General features: G+C 63.6%; 17 protein-coding genes. 13 read left to right on the top strand and 4 right to left on the bottom strand.

The window, feature by feature from the left end; all coding sequences use genetic code 11:
• The first annotated feature begins 15 nt into the window (after positions 1-15).
• Positions 16-336: a 2Fe-2S iron-sulfur cluster-binding protein gene (locus BC363_RS32475; protein WP_065784289.1), complete on the top strand. Its 321-nt coding sequence runs from the start codon at positions 16-18 to the stop codon at positions 334-336.
• Between the two features lie 131 nt (positions 337-467).
• On the opposite strand, the gene BC363_RS32470 is transcribed toward BC363_RS32475, so the two are convergent.
• The gene (locus tag BC363_RS32470) at positions 468-1,760 is read right to left on the bottom strand and encodes an NCS2 family permease (RefSeq protein WP_065784288.1); all 1,293 of its coding nucleotides are present in this window, start codon (positions 1,758-1,760) and stop codon (positions 468-470) included.
• A 431-nt stretch (positions 1,761-2,191) separates the two neighbouring features.
• Between BC363_RS32470 and BC363_RS32465 the strand changes: the two genes are divergently transcribed.
• The 11 genes from BC363_RS32465 (at position 2,192) to BC363_RS32415 (ending at position 11,305) form a co-directional block, all read left to right on the top strand.
• Positions 2,192-2,389, top strand: coding sequence for a heavy-metal-associated domain-containing protein (locus BC363_RS32465; RefSeq protein WP_065784287.1), 198 nt, complete (start codon positions 2,192-2,194; stop codon positions 2,387-2,389).
• Positions 2,390-2,565: 176 nt separating this feature from the next.
• Positions 2,566-3,081, top strand: a complete 516-nt coding sequence (locus BC363_RS32460) for a DUF4396 domain-containing protein (RefSeq protein ID WP_065784286.1) — start codon at positions 2,566-2,568, stop codon at positions 3,079-3,081.
• A 109-nt stretch (positions 3,082-3,190) separates the two neighbouring features.
• Positions 3,191-5,713 (top strand): heavy metal translocating P-type ATPase, encoded by a 2,523-nt coding sequence (locus BC363_RS32455; RefSeq protein ID WP_083223547.1) that lies wholly within the window; start codon positions 3,191-3,193, stop codon positions 5,711-5,713.
• Between the two features lie 107 nt (positions 5,714-5,820).
• On the top strand, positions 5,821-6,291 hold the full coding sequence (gene cueR / locus BC363_RS32450) for a Cu(I)-responsive transcriptional regulator (RefSeq protein ID WP_065784409.1): 471 nt from the start codon (positions 5,821-5,823) through the stop codon (positions 6,289-6,291).
• Between the two features lie 93 nt (positions 6,292-6,384).
• Positions 6,385-6,795: a hypothetical protein gene (locus tag BC363_RS32445; RefSeq protein ID WP_065784285.1), complete on the top strand. Its 411-nt coding sequence runs from the start codon at positions 6,385-6,387 to the stop codon at positions 6,793-6,795.
• A gap of 99 nt (positions 6,796-6,894) precedes the next feature.
• Positions 6,895-7,125, top strand: coding sequence for a hypothetical protein (locus tag BC363_RS32440; protein WP_065784284.1), 231 nt, complete (start codon positions 6,895-6,897; stop codon positions 7,123-7,125).
• The gene (locus BC363_RS32435; RefSeq protein WP_065784283.1) at positions 7,122-8,573 is read left to right on the top strand and encodes a TolC family protein; all 1,452 of its coding nucleotides are present in this window, start codon (positions 7,122-7,124) and stop codon (positions 8,571-8,573) included. Before BC363_RS32440 ends, BC363_RS32435 begins: the two co-directional genes overlap by 4 nt.
• Before the next feature lie 14 nt (positions 8,574-8,587).
• Positions 8,588-9,937, top strand: coding sequence for a copper oxidase (locus BC363_RS32430; protein ID WP_065784408.1), 1,350 nt, complete (start codon positions 8,588-8,590; stop codon positions 9,935-9,937).
• A 38-nt stretch (positions 9,938-9,975) separates the two neighbouring features.
• On the top strand, positions 9,976-10,461 hold the full coding sequence (locus BC363_RS32425) for a plastocyanin/azurin family copper-binding protein (protein ID WP_065784407.1): 486 nt from the start codon (positions 9,976-9,978) through the stop codon (positions 10,459-10,461).
• 26 nt (positions 10,462-10,487) lie between these two features.
• Positions 10,488-10,760: a copper-binding protein gene (locus BC363_RS32420; RefSeq protein ID WP_065784282.1), complete on the top strand. Its 273-nt coding sequence runs from the start codon at positions 10,488-10,490 to the stop codon at positions 10,758-10,760.
• 119 nt (positions 10,761-10,879) lie between these two features.
• Entirely contained in the window at positions 10,880-11,305 is a 426-nt protein-coding gene (locus tag BC363_RS32415) for a DUF411 domain-containing protein (RefSeq protein WP_161952507.1), read from the top strand.
• 26 nt (positions 11,306-11,331) lie between these two features.
• On the opposite strand, the gene BC363_RS32410 is transcribed toward BC363_RS32415, so the two are convergent.
• A complete protein-coding gene (locus BC363_RS32410) occupies positions 11,332-12,012 on the bottom strand; it encodes a phosphoribosyltransferase (protein ID WP_065784280.1) in 681 nt (226 codons plus the stop codon).
• A gap of 193 nt (positions 12,013-12,205) precedes the next feature.
• On the opposite strand from BC363_RS32410, the gene BC363_RS32405 reads away from it, so the two are divergent.
• Positions 12,206-13,387: a M20 aminoacylase family protein gene (locus tag BC363_RS32405; RefSeq protein WP_065784279.1), complete on the top strand. Its 1,182-nt coding sequence runs from the start codon at positions 12,206-12,208 to the stop codon at positions 13,385-13,387.
• 260 nt (positions 13,388-13,647) lie between these two features.
• Here the strand turns inward: BC363_RS32405 and BC363_RS32400 are convergent, their stop codons facing one another.
• Positions 13,648-15,408, bottom strand: a complete 1,761-nt coding sequence (locus BC363_RS32400; protein ID WP_065784278.1) for an adenine deaminase — start codon at positions 15,406-15,408, stop codon at positions 13,648-13,650.
• A 17-nt stretch (positions 15,409-15,425) separates the two neighbouring features.
• Positions 15,426-16,349 (bottom strand): nucleoside hydrolase, encoded by a 924-nt coding sequence (locus BC363_RS32395; protein WP_065784277.1) that lies wholly within the window; start codon positions 16,347-16,349, stop codon positions 15,426-15,428.
• Positions 16,350-16,355: the final 6 nt, after the last annotated feature.

The following is a 16,355-nucleotide window of genomic DNA, read 5'->3' as shown; positions in this document are numbered from 1 at the left end:
AGTGGAGACCATGCAATGCCCAGGATTGTTTTTGTGGATGCGGAGGGGAAGTCGACGGAGGTGCAGGCTGAAGAGGGCCAGTCGGTGATGTCGGCAGCCGTCCAGAACGGCATCGATGCCATCGCCGCCGAATGCGGCGGCTCCTGCGCCTGCGGCACCTGCCACTGTTACATCGATGGTGCGTGGGCAGACAGGCTGCCGTCGCCCGACTATCAGGAGCAGGATATGCTGGATTGCGTCGTCAATCCGGAGGAAAGAAGCCGTCTCAGCTGTCAGATCACCGTCTCCGACGCGCTTGACGGCCTCGTGGTGCATCTGCCGGCCGGGCAATATTGATCGAGGGCGGTTGAGCCACCGTCCGCCGCCAAGCGCAAAAAGGCCGGAGCCGCAGGAATCTCCACGGTCCGGCCAGCCTTCGCGGGGGGAAGGTATGAGAGGCCGGGGCATCGTTTGCCCCGGCCTTTTTCCTATTCGGCGAAGAAGGCGAAGCGCACGATGAAGAGCGCCGCGACCAACTGCGTTGCCGGATGGATGACGCTCCACTTGCCGGTGAACACCTTGAGCACGACATAGCTCACGAAGCCGAAGGCAAGGCCGTTGGCGATCGAGTAGGTAAAGGGCATGGCGAGTGCCGTGAGTGCGGCAGGCGCCGCTTCCGTCAGGTCGTCCCAGTCGACTTCCGTCAGTTCGCGCATCATCAGGCCGGCGACATAGAGCAGTGCCGGTGCCGTCGCATAGGACGGGACGGCCGCTGCCAGCGGCGAGAAGAACAGCGCGGCAAGGAAGAGCACGCTGACGGTCAGCGCCGTCAGACCCGTGCGGCCGCCAGCCTGGACGCCCGAGGCGCTTTCGACATAGGCCGTGGTGCTGCTGGTGCCGATCAGCGAACCGGCAACGATGGCGGTGCTGTCGGCGAGAAGCGCGCGGCCGAGACGGCTCGGCTTGCCTTCTTCGACCAGCTTGGCGCGCTTGGCCACACCGATCAACGTACCCGTGGCATCGAAGACTTCGACGAGCACGAAGACGAGGATCACGTGGACCAGGCCGCCATGCAGCGCGCCCATGATATCGAGCTGCATGAAGGTCGGCGCGATGCTCGGCGGGGCGGAAACGATGCCCTTGAACTCGCTGACACCCAGCAGCATCGACAGGATGGTGACGACGAGGATGCCGATCAGGATCGAGCCGCGGACCTTGAGCGAATCGAGCACGGCGATGACGAAAAAGCCAAGGATCGCCAGCAGCGGACCGGTCTGCTTCAGGTCGCCGAGGCCGACCAGCGTCGCCGGATTGTCGACGACGATACCGGCATTCTTCAGTGCGATGATACCGAGGAAGAGACCGATACCGGTAGCAATTGCGCTTCTGAGCGAATGCGGAATGCCGGCGATCAGCCAGCTTCGGACCCCTGTTACGGTCAGGATCAGGAAGATCACGCCGGAGATGAACACGGCGCCCAGCGCCTGCTGCCAGCTGAAGCCGAGGGCTGCAACGACGGTGAAGGCGAAGAAGGCGTTGAGGCCCATGCCCGGCGCCATGCCGATCGGCCAGTTGGCGACGAGCGCCATGACGGCCGAGCCGAGCGCCGCGGCAATACAGGTCGCGACGAAGACGGCATCCCTATCCATGCCCGTGGTCGACAGAATGTCGGGGTTGACGAAGATGATGTAGGACATCGTCAGGAATGTCGTAACGCCGGCGATCACCTCGGTGCGCACGGACGAGTCATGCTCTTTTAACTTGAAAAGTCGTTCAAACATATTTCCTCCCTTGGCGGCGTCGCCACGACGCAGCCGAACGACAGAGATCGGGACACAGTCTCCTCCAGTACCCGACCAGTGCATTTCGATCATCCCCGGATAATCCGGTGCGATCGCATCACGAACCGTTTGCGGCCCGTGCCGGGCGGGCGATCGTCCGCCCCCTTGAGACGACGCGAATGCCCTTGTGCACAGCCTGCGGATTGTGCGTCTTCCCGCGGCCGACCGCTAGCCGTCCATTCCAGGGTTCGGCAATGAAAGACTTTCAAATTTTTCGGAGCATTTGCCGCCAATCGGCAGGTCGGTTCGTGATCTTTCGCCACCGGTTTCAGCGGCTGAAGCACGCGGAAAAATATGGCCGGACTGCCTCTTGACCTTCCAACGGTGGGAGACCCCATGTTTGTTTCACATCGAAAAGAAGGAGACAAGCGATGCAGAATTACAAGATCGACAACATGACCTGCGGACATTGCGCCGGCAGCGTACAAAAGGCGATCCTGAGCGTTGATCCGCAGGCAACCATCAAGGTCGATCTCGGCGCGCGCGAGGTCAGCGTGGACACGGCCGCCGCATCCGGCCCGATCGCCGAAGCGCTGAAGGCGGCAGGCTACGAGAGCCGCCAACTCTAGATCAAGATCGCCACGGTGCCTCCAGTCACCGGTTGGCGCCTTGGCCTCGTGCCGAGGCGTTTGCCGTCTAACGTCGCCGGACCGAGGCCAAGGTCCATTCGCTCCACCACACGCCTTGACCTTACAACGGTGGGAAGCTTTAGCTTGCCGGCTGCGCATCTTCACGGAGACCGAGCATGCAGCACGACGAACACCACGCAACTCGACATGATCACCGCAGGGTGACGGCAGGCCCCTCACAAGGCGAAGGCACGTCGCTCAACCGCCTCGCCCTATCTGCGACGGTGCATTGCCTGACCGGCTGCGGCATCGGCGAGGTGCTCGGCATGGTCATCGGCTCGGCGTTCGGCTGGGGCAATGTCCAGACCATCGCGCTTGCCGTATTCCTTGCCTTTGTCTTCGGCTATGGCCTGACCATGTTTCCACTGATCAAAGCAGGCATGCCGTTCGCCGCGGTCCTGAAGCTCGCGCTTGCGGCCGACACGGCGTCCATCGTGATCATGGAGATCGTCGACAACGCCCTGATGCTGATCATCCCGGGTGCGATGGATGCGGGCGTTACGTCCCTCCTCTTCTGGGCGAGCCTCGCGATTGCCCTCATCGTCGCCGGCGCTGCCGCCTTTCCCGTCAATCGCTGGCTGATCGCGCGGGGCAAGGGTCACGCCGTCGTGCATTCGCATCACCGGCACTGAGCAAGTGGGTCGATGCATATTGGCCGAAGAAATGTTTCAAACCGCCCTTGACCTTCCCATCGTTGGAAGCCCCATCTTCCGATAAAAGAACAGGAAAAGGACCACGATCATGGGATCTGTGACCACCATCGAAGCGAAAAGCGCCGTAGCAATTCCCGGCAATGCCCTGACGGCCAGCATACCGGTCGAAGGCATGACATGTGCTTCGTGCGTCGCGCGCGTCGAGAAGGCCATCCGCGCAGTCCCAGGGGTCACGTCCGCCTCTGTCAACCTTGCAACCGAACGGGCCGACGTCCGGTTCGATGGAACGACCAAGACCGCCGACATCGTCAAGGCGATCGAGAACAGCGGCTATGGCGCCGCTGAGGAATCGGTCGAACTGGCGATCGACGGCATGACCTGCGCCTCCTGCGTTGCCCGCATCGAGAAGGCGTTGAAGGCAGTTCCCGGCGTGACGCAGGCCAATGTCAATCTTGCGACCGAGCGCGCCACCGTGCGCCTGACCAAGGGAATTGCCACCACGACCGCACTGGAAGAGGCCGTGCGCGCGGCCGGTTACGGCGCCAAGCGCATCACCGGCGACGAGAGCACCGACGAGGAAGCCGAAAAGCGCGAGCGCGAAACCCGGCGCCTCAGCCGTTCGCTATTGGTTGCCGCAGCCCTGACATTGCCGATCTTCGCGATGGAGATGGGCTCGCATTTCATTCCGGCCGTGCACGACTTCGTCATGATCAACATCGGCATGCAGGAGAGCTGGTATCTGCAGTTCGTGTTGGCGACGCTCGTGCTTTTCGGCCCGGGCTTACGCTTCTACCAGAAGGGTATCCCGGCCCTTTTGCGTCTCGCGCCCGACATGAATTCGCTCGTCGCCATCGGCACGGCCGCCGCCTGGGGCTATTCGGTCGTTGCCACCTTCGCATCCGGGCTGCTGCCCGAAGGCACAGCCAACGTCTATTATGAGGCCGCAGCCGTCATCGTGACGCTGATCCTTCTTGGCCGGGTGCTCGAAGCCCGCGCCAAGGGCCGCACCTCCGAAGCGATCAAGCACCTGATGGGCCTGCAGGCAAAGACGGCGCGCGTCGTTCGCGACGGGGAAACGATCGAGATTCCGCTCGCCGATGTTCATTCGGGCGATACCGTGCTGGTGCGTCCCGGCGACCGCGTGCCGGTCGACGGAACCGTCCTCGACGGCAATTCCTACGTCGACGAGTCGATGATCACCGGCGAACCGGTTCCCGTCGAAAAGATCGTGGGCGCTGACGTCGTCGGCGGCACCATCAACAAGACGGGGTCCTTCACCTTCCGCGCAACCAAAGTCGGTGCCGATACGGTGCTTGCGCAGATCATTCGCATGGTCGAACAGGCCCAGGGCGCCAAACTGCCGATCCAGTCGCTGGTCGACCGGGTAACGGCGTGGTTCGTTCCGGCCGTCATCGCTATTGCCGCCGTCACCTTCGCGATCTGGCTGGTCTTCGGCCCGGATCCGGCGCTGACCTTCGCGCTCGTTAACGGCGTCGCGGTGCTGATCATCGCCTGCCCCTGCGCCATGGGCCTGGCGACCCCGACCTCGATCATGGTCGGTACCGGTCGTGCCGCCGAAATGGGTGTCTTGTTCCGCAAGGGCGAAGCACTACAGACCCTGCGCAATGCCGAAATCATTGCCGTCGACAAAACAGGCACGCTGACCAAGGGCCGTCCGGAACTGACCGATCTCGACACATCAGCCGGTTTTGAGCGCAGCGAGGTGCTTGCACTCGTCGCCGCCGTCGAAACCCGATCCGAACACCCGATCGCCGAAGCAATCGTCGAGGCTGCGAAGGCCGAAGGCGTCGCGATCCCGGCGCCTTCGAACTTCGAGGCTGTCCCCGGCTTCGGCGCCAGCGCCGTCGTGAATGGGCGGAGTGTCCATGTCGGCGCCGACCGGCTGATGGCCCGGCTGAAGCTCGACGTCTCGGTGTTTGCCGGCCAGGTGGCCCGCCTCGGCTCGGAAGGCAAGAGCCCGCTCTATGCGGCGATCGACGGCAAGCTTGCCGCCATCATCGCCGTTGCCGATCCGATCAAGGAAACGACGCCGCAGGCGGTCCGCATGCTGCACGATCTCGGTCTCAAGGTGGCGATGATCACCGGCGACAACCGTCGCACGGCAGAAGCGATCGCCGCCAAGCTCGGCATCGACGAAGTCATCGCCGAGGTGCTGCCCCACGGCAAGGTTGCCGCCCTGAAACGCTTGAAGGCCGACGGCCGCGCCGTCGCCTTCGTTGGCGACGGCATCAACGATGCGCCGGCCCTTGCCGAAGCCGATGTCGGACTTGCGATCGGGACCGGCACCGATGTCGCGATCGAAAGCGCCGATGTGGTGCTGATGTCCGGCGATCTGCTGGGTGTACCAAACGCGATCGCCCTGTCGAAGGCAACGATCCGCAACATCAAGGAAAACCTGTTCTGGGCCTTCGCCTATAACGCGGTTCTGATCCCGGTTGCAGCGGGTGCACTTTATCCCGCCTATGGCCTGCTGCTCTCGCCGATCTTCGCTGCCGGTGCGATGGCCCTTTCCAGTGTCTTCGTGCTCGGAAACGCGCTGCGGCTAAGGGGCTTTCACGGCATCATCGTGGAAACGCCAGCGGCACGATGACGTTAAGGTCTCCCCCGGTGGGTCACGCCAACGTGGCGCCCGCCGGGAAGAATTCCTATATTCGACTCGAATACTCGCGCTCTGCGCGCCTCTCGAAAGGTGAAGTCATGAACATCGGCGAAGCCGCACGCGCCTCCGGCGTCTCGACGAAGATGATCCGCTATTACGAAACGATCGGCCTCATTCCGCCGGCCGATCGCAGCGGGGCCGGCTATCGCAATTACGGCGACAACGATGTCCACACTCTGCGCTTCATCCGCCGCTCCCGCGATCTCGGCTTCACCGTCGAGCAGATGACCGACCTTCTGACGCTCTGGCGCGATCGTTCGCGCGCCAGCAGCGAGGTGAAGAAGATCGCGCTCGAGCATGTCGAGATCCTTGAACGCAAGGCGGAGGAACTGAGGGCCATGAGCCGGACGCTGAAACATCTGGCCGCAAACTGCCACGGCGACGGTCGGCCGGACTGCCCGATCCTCGACGATCTCGCCGACATGGCGAACGAACCCGGCAAGGCCCTAGAGCCTGCGCGCTTTGGCCCGGCAGGTATTGACCCGGTCCGCAACCGCCGACAGGCCTGAGAACAAAGAAACCTCGCCGGGGCTCACGCATTCGTGAGCCCGAGCCCTGCCGGCAGCATTGACAGGAATCGACGGCGTTTCTACGGATTGGTGATGGAAAAGGTTGGAAATGCATATCGGCGTCTGCTGACGATGCTCAAGCTGGTGACGATGCTGTCGCTGGCTGTGCTGCCTTTTTCCAGCGCTGCCGGCATGACCCATGTCGCATCGCACGCAGCTATGCAGATGCACGCGGCGATGCAGCCGGATGCCTCGGTCGATATCAGCGCGCCGGCGCTGAGCGAGCATTGCCTGGAGGCAGACAGCGGCAAGACAAAGCCCATTAGCGATAGCGGCAAGGCCGATAAGAAGGACTGCTGCAAGACGTTCTGCGCCTCCGTCGCCGTTCTTGCCGAAGCCGACGAAGCCCGGTTCGGCGTGCCACGCGCCACCTTGAGCTTTGGCCTGCAGTCGCAACTCAGCCCCGGCGACCGCGCGGGCTTGCACCGCCCTCCAAGAGCCTGATCCCGTGAACAGCTGACCGCGTCTCGCGGTCTAGGTCTTGGCCTGCCCGGCTTTGCCGGTCGGACGCCGAAATCCATCATTCACATTTCAGGTTGAACCATGAAACGTCTGTTTCCCATGGCGCTCCTGCCCATCCTTCTGGGCGGATGCGCGACGACAATGCCTGCCGAGGTGACAAGCCTCGCCGATCCCTCGGAGAGTTCCGCCGCCGCCAACAGCCAGACCTACCGAAGCCCCGTTGCCGGCTACATCCACCGCGAGCCGGTTGGTCCAAAACCTTGGGTGCCGCTCAACGACGCCCAGTCTCCCGCCAAGGGAGAGGCATCATGAACAGGCAAAGGTTCAAGCTCGCCGCGATTATCGGCTTGCCGCTGCTGCTCGCCGGCTGCGCGACAAACGCTGAGTATTCGGCAAATGATGCCGGCTTCACCGCCGTCGAGGCCAAGGTCGGCGCCGGCACGGCGAAAAAAAGCGTCTGGATCCAGAACCGCAATCAGGCCGAGAAGGCCCGGGCCCAGGTGAAAACTCTGCTGGCACGCAAGTCGGTCGATGCCGATACCGCGGTGCAGATCGCGCTTCTCAACAACAAGGGCCTGCAGGCCGCCTATGCCGATCTCGGCGAGGCGTCAGCGGATGCCTGGCAGGCAACGATGTTGCTCAACCCGACGGTTTCGATCGGCACCACCGGAATCGGAGCGCCGGAGCTTCAAGCCTATCGCGCCATCGAAGGACTGGTCACCACCAATATCCTGGCGCTCATGACACGGGAGAAGACCATCGCCGTCGCCGACGCGCGTTTCCGTCAGGCGCAGCTTGCGGCGGCCTTGAGGACGCTTGCGCTCGCGGCGGAGACCCGCCGCGCATGGGTAGAGACGGTTTCGGCCTGGGAGACGGTCGCACAGCTCAACCGAGCGCAGGCCGCCGCCGACGCATCCTCCGAACTCGCCGCCAAGCTCGGAGAAACTGGTTCCATGGGCAAGGGCGACCAGGCACGCGAGCACGTCTTCAATGCCGAACTCGCCGGACAGGTGGCGGAAGCCCGCCTTGCCGCGCGCCTTGCCAAGGAGAACCTCACCCGGAAAATAGGGCTTTGGGGCGGAGACGCCGATTACGAGGTGCCGAACCGGTTGCCTGACCTACCGAAGACCCTTTCCCGCCGGGACAGCATCGAGGCCGAAGCGCTCAAGCGCCGTGTCGACCTGCAGATGGCCCGCCTTGACCTTGAGGCCGTGGCAAAATCCTATCGGTTAACGGAGGCGACACGCTTCGTCAGCGATCTCACGCTCGTCGCAGGCGCAGAAGCCGAGCGCGAACGCGAAGACGGGGACACTAAGGTCGAAACCACCGGCCAGGCGGAGCTGGAGTTTTCCATCCCGATATTCGACACCGGCCAGGCGCGCATGCGCAAGGCGGAACTGGCGCATATGCGCGCCGCCAACCTGCTGGCCGAGAAGGCCGTCAACGTCCGCTCGGAAGCCCGCTCGGCCTATCAGGCCTATCGGTCGCGCTACGACATCGCCAGGCACTATCGCAACAACGTCGTGCCCTTGCGCAGCAAGATCGATGAGGAAGCCACCCTCAGCTACAACGGCATGATCACCAGCACCTTCGAATTGCTCGCCGACACGCGCGCCAAGGTGGACTCGGTGATCCTCACCATCAACGCCAAACGCGAGTTCTGGCTCGCCGACGCCGATCTGATGACGGCCATCCATGGCGGCGGTGCGGAGAGCGCCGAGGTCGAGACGGCTGCCCCCGCAGCGGCCGATGCGGATTGAAAGGGATCATGACCATGTTCAACAGACGACAAATTCTCGGCGCAGGCGCGGCACTCGTTTCGACCACCGCCTGGGCACAGACCTCGACATCCGGCCTGCCGGAGGCGGCAGGCATGGACAATGCCGCCACACAAAAACCGCTCGTGCCGATGAGCGGGCCGGACTACCAGCCGGTCGTGACGCTCAATGGCTGGACGCTGCCGCACCGGGTGAACAACGGCGTCAAGGAATTCCACCTGGTCGCCGAACCGGTGGAACGCGAGATGGCCGACGGCATGACCGCCTATCTCTGGGGCTATAACGGCCAGTCTCCCGGCCCGACGATTGAGGCGGTCGAGGGCGACCGGGTGCGCATCTTCGTCACCAACAAGCTGCCGGAGCACACCACGATCCACTGGCACGGCATGATCCTGCCATCGGGAATGGACGGCGTCGGCGGCCTGTCGCAGCCGCATATCCCGGCGGGCAAAACCTTCGTCTACGAGTTCGATCTCGTGAAGTCCGGCACCTTCATGTACCACCCGCATGCCGACGAAATGGTGCAGATGGCCATGGGCATGATGGGCTTCTTCGTCATCCACCCGAAGGATCCGGCCTTCATGCGGGTCGACCGCGACTTCGTCTTCCTGCTCAACGCCTACGACATCGACCCAGGCACCTATGTCCCGCGCATCATGGAGATGACGGACTTCAACATGTGGTGCTGGAACAGCCGCATCTTCCCGGACATCGATCCGCTGGTTGTTTCCAAGAATGATCGGGTGCGGGTGCGCGTCGGCAACCTCACCATGACCAACCACCCGATCCACATGCACGGCTATGATTTCGAGGTGACCTGCACCGATGGCGGCTGGGTCCGCCCGGAAGCCCGATGGCCGGAGGTGTCGATCGACATTCCCGTCGGCGCCATGCGCGCCTATGAGTTCGATGCCAAGTACGAAGGCGATTGGGCGATCCATTGCCACAAATCGCACCACACGATGAATGCGATGGGCCACGATATCCCGACCTTCATCGGTGCCGACAAGACCCAAGTCGCGGCCAAGATCCGCAAGATCAAGCCCGACTACATGCCCATGGGCACGGCCGGGATGGCCGACATGGGCGAAATGGAAATGCCGCTTCCCGACAACACGATCCCGATGATGACGGGCTGGGGCCCGCACGGCGCGTTGGAGATGGGCGGCATGTTCTCGGTGGTGAAGGTGCGCGAAGGCATCTCCGCCGGCGATTACAGCGACCCCGGCTGGTACGAAAACCCGCCGGGAACGCAGGCCTGGGAATGGACCGGCGCGCTGCCGGAAGCCACCCGCGCAACCGATGCCAAGACAGTGATCACGCCGCCTCCGCCAAGAAAAGGCTGACCGCCATGACCTGTACCAACGCAACCAAGGAAACCAAGATGAAGATGACACTTTTCGCACTGGCGTTGCTCGCCGCATCCTCACTCGCCTCGCCGATGCTGGCCAGCGGTTCCCACGCCGGCGGCCACGATGCCGTGTCGGTCGGCGAGCCGGGCGACGCCAAGAAGGCGACCCAGACCGTGCGCGTGACGATGAAGGAAACCGATGACGGCAAGATGATCTTCACGCCGGCAAGCATCAAGGTGCGCCAGGGGCAGACCGTGCGCTTCGCCATCAAGAATGTCGGCGAGCTCGGGCATGAATTCGTGCTCGACGACAAGGCGCAGATCCAGGAACACAAGGCCGCGATGGAGAAGTTTCCAGAGATGGAACACGACGATCCGAATGCCATTCGGCTTGAGCCCAGCCAATCCGGCGAGATCGTCTGGACTTTCACAAACAACGGCACTTTCGAGTTCGCCTGCCTGGTCCCCGGCCACTACGACGCCGGCATGCATGGTCCGCTCGAAGTTGTGAAGAAGTGACTGTAACCCATTGAAAGGATAACATCATGAAAACGTTTGTAACATTGCTCGCCACCCTGGTCATGGCCGTATCGGCCCAGGCTGCGGAATTCACCAAGGGAACGGTCAAGAAGCTGGATACCGCAGCCAAGAAAGTGACGATCGCCCACGAGGATCTCAAGAACCTCGACATGCCTGCCATGACCATGGTGTTCCGGATCAAGGACGAGGCTATTCTGGCCAAGCTGAAGGAAGGTGCGCCAATCGAGTTCGTGGCCGACCGGGTCGATGGCAAGCTCACCGTGACCGAGATCAAGTAATCCAGTGTCCAAGGCCCGGTATAACAACAATCCCGGGCCTTGGACGACCAGGCCGAACTGAAGGAAAGGAGCGTCCGATGTTGGACGTCAAACGCAGACATTTCATCGCTGGTGCGATCATGGGCATGACAATGCTCACAGCCTCCGCGGCGATCGCGGCAGGCCCGATGACCGTCTACAAAGATCCACAATGCGGCTGCTGCGAACAATGGGCGGAAGCGATGGAGGCCGCAGGCTTCAAGGTCGAGATCCGCGATGAAGCCGATATGACGCCGATCAAGACCCGGTTCGCCGTGCCGGCCGACATGGAGGGTTGCCACACCGCCGTCATGGACGGCTACGTCATTGAGGGGCACGTGCCGCTGGAGGCCGTACAAAAACTCATGACCGAGAGACCGGATATATCAGGCATCGCCGTGCCCGGCATGCCCGCAGGTTCGCTCGGCATGGGCAACGACCCGCAGGCGTCCTACGACGTCTACACCATCGCCAAGACCTCCGGCGTAGCGCCGACCATCTATTACAAGGTGCGGCCGGCGCAGTAACGCAGGCATGCGTGGGCGATATAGCCTCAGGCGGCGCGCCAGGCGCCGTCTTCTGCCCGGGCCAGCAAGGGTGTGCGGAACACACCCTTCACCCGTTCCGGCCAATGCGGCGCGAGATCGGCCAGGGGCTGTCTCCAACGCTCGGTCTGCAGCATGGCGGCACCGACCGCAATCGGCTCGATGCCGCAGGTCTCCATGAGCGTCAGCCCGGCAACGATCGACGTGCCACTGGAGATGACGTCATCGACGAGCCCCACCCGCTTGCCCTCAAGAAGCGGCAGCATGCGCGGATCGACGTAAAGCCGCTTCTTCTGGTCGGGCGTAGTGATCGACGACAGCGGCACGGAGAGGTCGTCGACATACCAGAACTTGCGCGATGTGCCGAGCGGCACATAACGCGCATGGCCAAGCTTGCGGGCGACGGCGGCGGCCAAGGTCAGCCCCAGCGTCGGCAAGCCGGCGATGACGTCCGGTTCGAACGGCGCGAGCCTTGCGGCCAGTTCCGTTGCCAGAGCTTCCTCGACCGCGAAACTCGCCTGGTTGATGATCAGCGACGCCAGCGCATGTTTGCCATCGGAGAGTGGCCGGATCGGTAGCGGGATCTGGCGACCGTCTTCAAGAATTGCCGGGAAGAAATCGCGATAACCGCTTCCAGTATCGAAACTTTTCGGCGGAAATACATCCTGCCAGAATTCATGCGGCTGCATCGGTACTGTCCTCTTCTGCGCCACTCAGGCTTCGAACGAAAGGCGATGAAAACACCGGCGGACTGTTCTGGTTCCGGCGGTTTTCGTCTATACCGTTTACCACTTCGATCAAACCGAAAGGGCGCCCCGGCAGACGCAAATCTGGGGAATTCGACGGCCCTGCTCCAACAGACATGCAAGGAACTGCCAGACAATGCGCGTGCCAGATGGGATCACCAACGACCTGCCCTTCCTCACCGAATTCCGTCGCGATCTGCACGCCCACCCGGAGCTTGGCTTCGAGGAGGTTCGCACAAGCGATCTGGTCGCGAAACTACTTGAAGAAGCCGGCCTTAAAGTCCACCGTGGCCTTGGAAAAACCGGCGTCGTCGGCACTTTGCAGATCGGCAACGGCACCCGCTCGATCGGCCTGCGCGCCGACATGGATGCGCTCGCCATGCCGGAGCTTGCCGAACGGCCGTACAAGTCGAAAGAAGACGGCAAGATGCATGCCTGCGGCCATGACGGCCACACCGCCATGCTTCTTGGCGCCGCCCGCCACCTCGCCGGGACGCGCAATTTTTCCGGCACGGTGCATTTCATCTTTCAACCGGCCGAAGAAGGTCGCGGCGGCGCGAAGCGCATGGTCGAGGATGGCCTCTTCCAACTCTTCCCCTGCGACGCGGTCTACGGCCTGCATAACATGCCCGGCCTCGACCCGGACGAGATGGCCGTGGTGGCCGGGCCGCAGCTCGCTTCCTCCGACAGCTGGCGGCTGACCTTCCGTGGTGTCGGCACCCATGGCGCCAAGCCGCATCTCGGCCGCGACCCGGTGACGGCAGCCGGCACCTTCCTCGCCTCGCTGCAATCGATCGTCGGCCGCGTCGTCGATCCGCTGCAGCCGGCCGTCGTCAGCGCCTGCTCCGTGCGCGCCGGCGACCCGAAGGCGCTCAACGTCATCCCCGATACGGTCGAGATTGGCGGCACGGCGCGCGCCTACACGCCTTTAGTCCGCGACCAGCTTGAGGAAGAGATCGGCCGTCTGGCGCGAGGCACCGCCGAGATGTACGGCATCAAGGTCGACTACGCGTTCGAACGTCGCATTCCGCCCGTGGTCAATGATGCCGACGCGAGCGAACGTGCGCTTTCGGCAGCCCGTGCGGTCTTCGGCGAAAAGACCCGCACGCGGTTTCCGCCATCGACAGCGGGCGACGACTTCGCCTTCTTCGGGCTCGAAGCCCCCGGCTGCTACGTCTGGCTCGGCAACGGACCTGCCGTCGATGGCGCCCTTCACCACAACACGGCCTATGACTTCAACGACGACGCCATCGGCCCCGGCGTCACCTTCTGGACGACATTAGTGGAGCAGGAGTTGAGCGCTTCGGCAGACCGTTGAGCTGATACCGTTTCCGGGGAATCGCGGTGGCCTTGGTTGCGCTGCCTGTTTCGAACGAGAAGCAGTCCGAGCAAATCAGGGGCAGACGTTCACGCCGCAGGAACTCCGGCGACGCATCTACCGAGTTACGCCTTCTGCCGACTGGTCCGAGAGACTTGGTCTTGGGAGGCGGCGCACTCAGGCTTCGCTCGGTCGGCGGACGGAGGCGCGGTGATCAGCGAAAGCAGTCGCGGGGCGACAATCGTCGCCCCCTTGGTACATCAGAGCACTTCGAGCACGGGATTTTCGAGAAGCCTTCCCGTCACCACATCGGCAATGCCGCGATCGGTCTGGTGCGGCCCTGCATTGCAGGCTAGCGTCGCTCCGAAGCAGGCCTTGAAGACGAGGTAGGGCGGCTGCCAATCCACGACCCGCCCTACAGCATCGCGCAGTGCAGCAAAGCCAGCGGACACATCCGCCAACGGTGCATCGGAGACGAGGCCACACAGCGGCAATGGTAGCACCGCGTCGATCTTGCCTGCGGATGCGACAGCCATACCCCCACCGGCGGCGATGACGGCATTGGCCGCCACCATCATGTCGCGGGCATTGCCGCCGAAGACCGTCAGGTTGTGGCTGTCGTGCGAAACGGTGGTCGCGAAAGCGCCGCGCCACGCTCCCCAACCGGTGAGCAGTCCGACGCGCGGCCTGCTGTCGGCGCGGCCATGGCGATGGGCGACGGCAATCAGCGTCGCGCCTCGCGGCGGAACGACAAAACCGTCCTCGACCTCAGCCACGACCTCGCCCCATTGCGTAAAGCGGGGGCGATCGATCGTCGCCACACGCACCTTCGAACCCGTCGCCGGAATGGCGAAATCGGTGTCGATCAACGGTTCGATCTTCATAGTGCCGACAAGCACCTCGACGTCGGCTTTCGGCAAGGCATCGATCATCCGCCCGGCCATCGCGACCTGTTTGCCGCCGGCGATCACCGTACGTGCGCGAAAGTCCGAGAGATCCTCGAAGACCACGATATCCGCCCGCCGCCCCGGAGCCACGAGGCCGAGGTCGACGCGGCCGAGGCGAGCAGCGGCGTTCAGCGTCGCGGCGCGCAGCGCCCATTCGGGTTTCAGCCCGTAGCGCACGAGCCGCCGCACGACGTCGTCAAGCCCGCCGGCACGATCGAGATCGTCGGGAAAGACATCGTCCGTGCAAAGCGTCACGGTCTGCGGCAGGTGGCCGAGAGCATTCAGCGCCTCGACGAACTCGGGCAACAGGTGATCATGCGAGCCGCGCAGTTCGATCGACAGCCCGGCGCGAAGCTTGGCCAGCAGATCGTCAGCGGAGACCAGTTCGTGATCCGAGCTGACGCCCGCGGTCACGAAGGCCTGCAGGTCCGCACCGGCAAGGCCGCGTGCATGGCCATTGACCGGCTTGCCCGCGGCAAGTCCTGCCTGGACGATGGCGTGCATGCGCGGATCGCCATCGATAACGCCGCGCATGTTCATCATCTCGGCGATGCCGCCGATCTCCGGCCAGGAGAGCATGGTGGCGATGGCATCGGCATCGAAGTCGGCGCCGGCCAGTTCCAGGCCCGGCGCGGACGGTACGCTAGAGGGCGCCAGCAGAACGCAGCGCAGCGGTAGGTCAGCGATGGCATCCGCAGCCCAGCGCACGCCGGCCATGCCGCTGACATTGCCGAACTCATGCGGATCCCAGACGATCGTCGTGACACCGCGCGGCAGCACCGCGTCGGCATAGGTCGCAGGCGTGACCATCGAACTTTCGACATGCATGTGCGTGTCGATGAGGCCCGGCGACAGGAAGGCACCGGCGGCATCGACGATCGAAGCGGCATCGCCGCGGGTACCCGGGGCATGCACGCTGGCAATCAGCGGACCGACAAGGCCGACGTCGGCTGCGCGCCTTTCACCGGTGACCATGTCGACGACGACGCCGCCGGTGATGAGCATGTCGAACGCCGCGCCCCCTCGCGCCGCTGCGACGGCACGTGCGCGCAGCGCCGGATCCATCAGATCCATTGGTTCGTGCGGACGGGTCACTTGGCGGCTTCCTCCATCAACGCGCCGAGGATCTGGGCTCGTGCCGTTTCAGCATGTACGTCGGTGGCGTATTCGGCGTTGAAGGCGGCATGGCTTTCACGGACCTCGACCACCGTACGTCCGCGGGTAAGCGTGCCTGCCAACTCCGTATCGATACGCGCCTTGCGGAAGGAGACCGCACCTGGATTGACGAATGCGACCGCGGCAGTCGGATCATAGATCGCCATGCCCGGACGCCCGCGGCTTGTGCCAATGGAGACGTAGCCGGACAGCAGATCGGCAATCAGCGCGGCATTGACACCGCCTGCGGCACGAATGGGTGCAATATCATCGGGATAGGCGAAGACCTTGCGGCAGAGGTCGAGGTCTACCATGCGCAACGGCAGTTCGTGCGCCAGCACGATCGCCAAAGCTTCCGGGTCTGCGAAGGCGTTGAATTCAGCGGAAGCCGTATGGTTGCCGCTGGTGACGCCACCGCCCATCCAGGTCAGATCGGTGATCTTCGCCGCCAGATCCGGACGGGCAAGGCAGAGTGCGGCGATGTTGGTCAGCGGGCCGAGCGCCAGGATACGCCTCGGCTCTTTCGCCTCCTCCAACCAGCGGCAGAGTTCGACAAAGGCATCGCTGACCGGCAGCGCTGACGCCGCCGGCAGCGTCAGGCCGGCGGTCGGCATGCCGGTTTCGCCGAGGATCCGCTCCGCCGTTTCCAGCTTGCCGAGCACGGGCAACGCACGTCCCTCATGGATGGGGAACGTCCAGCCGAATGCCATTGCCGCGCTGGCGGCATTGCGCTTGACCTGTTCAAGCGGCGTATTGCCGAAGACGAGCGAGACGCCGTCAAGCGTCTCATTGGCATGGAGAACGACGAGCACCGCTGCGATGTCGTCGAAGCCCATATCCGTATCGATCCAGATACCCATTGCTGG

The organism is Ensifer sp. LC384 (assembly GCF_001695865.1).
Classification (GTDB): Bacteria; Pseudomonadota; Alphaproteobacteria; order Rhizobiales; family Rhizobiaceae; genus Ensifer.
This window is presented reverse-complemented; position numbering and strand designations above follow the sequence as displayed.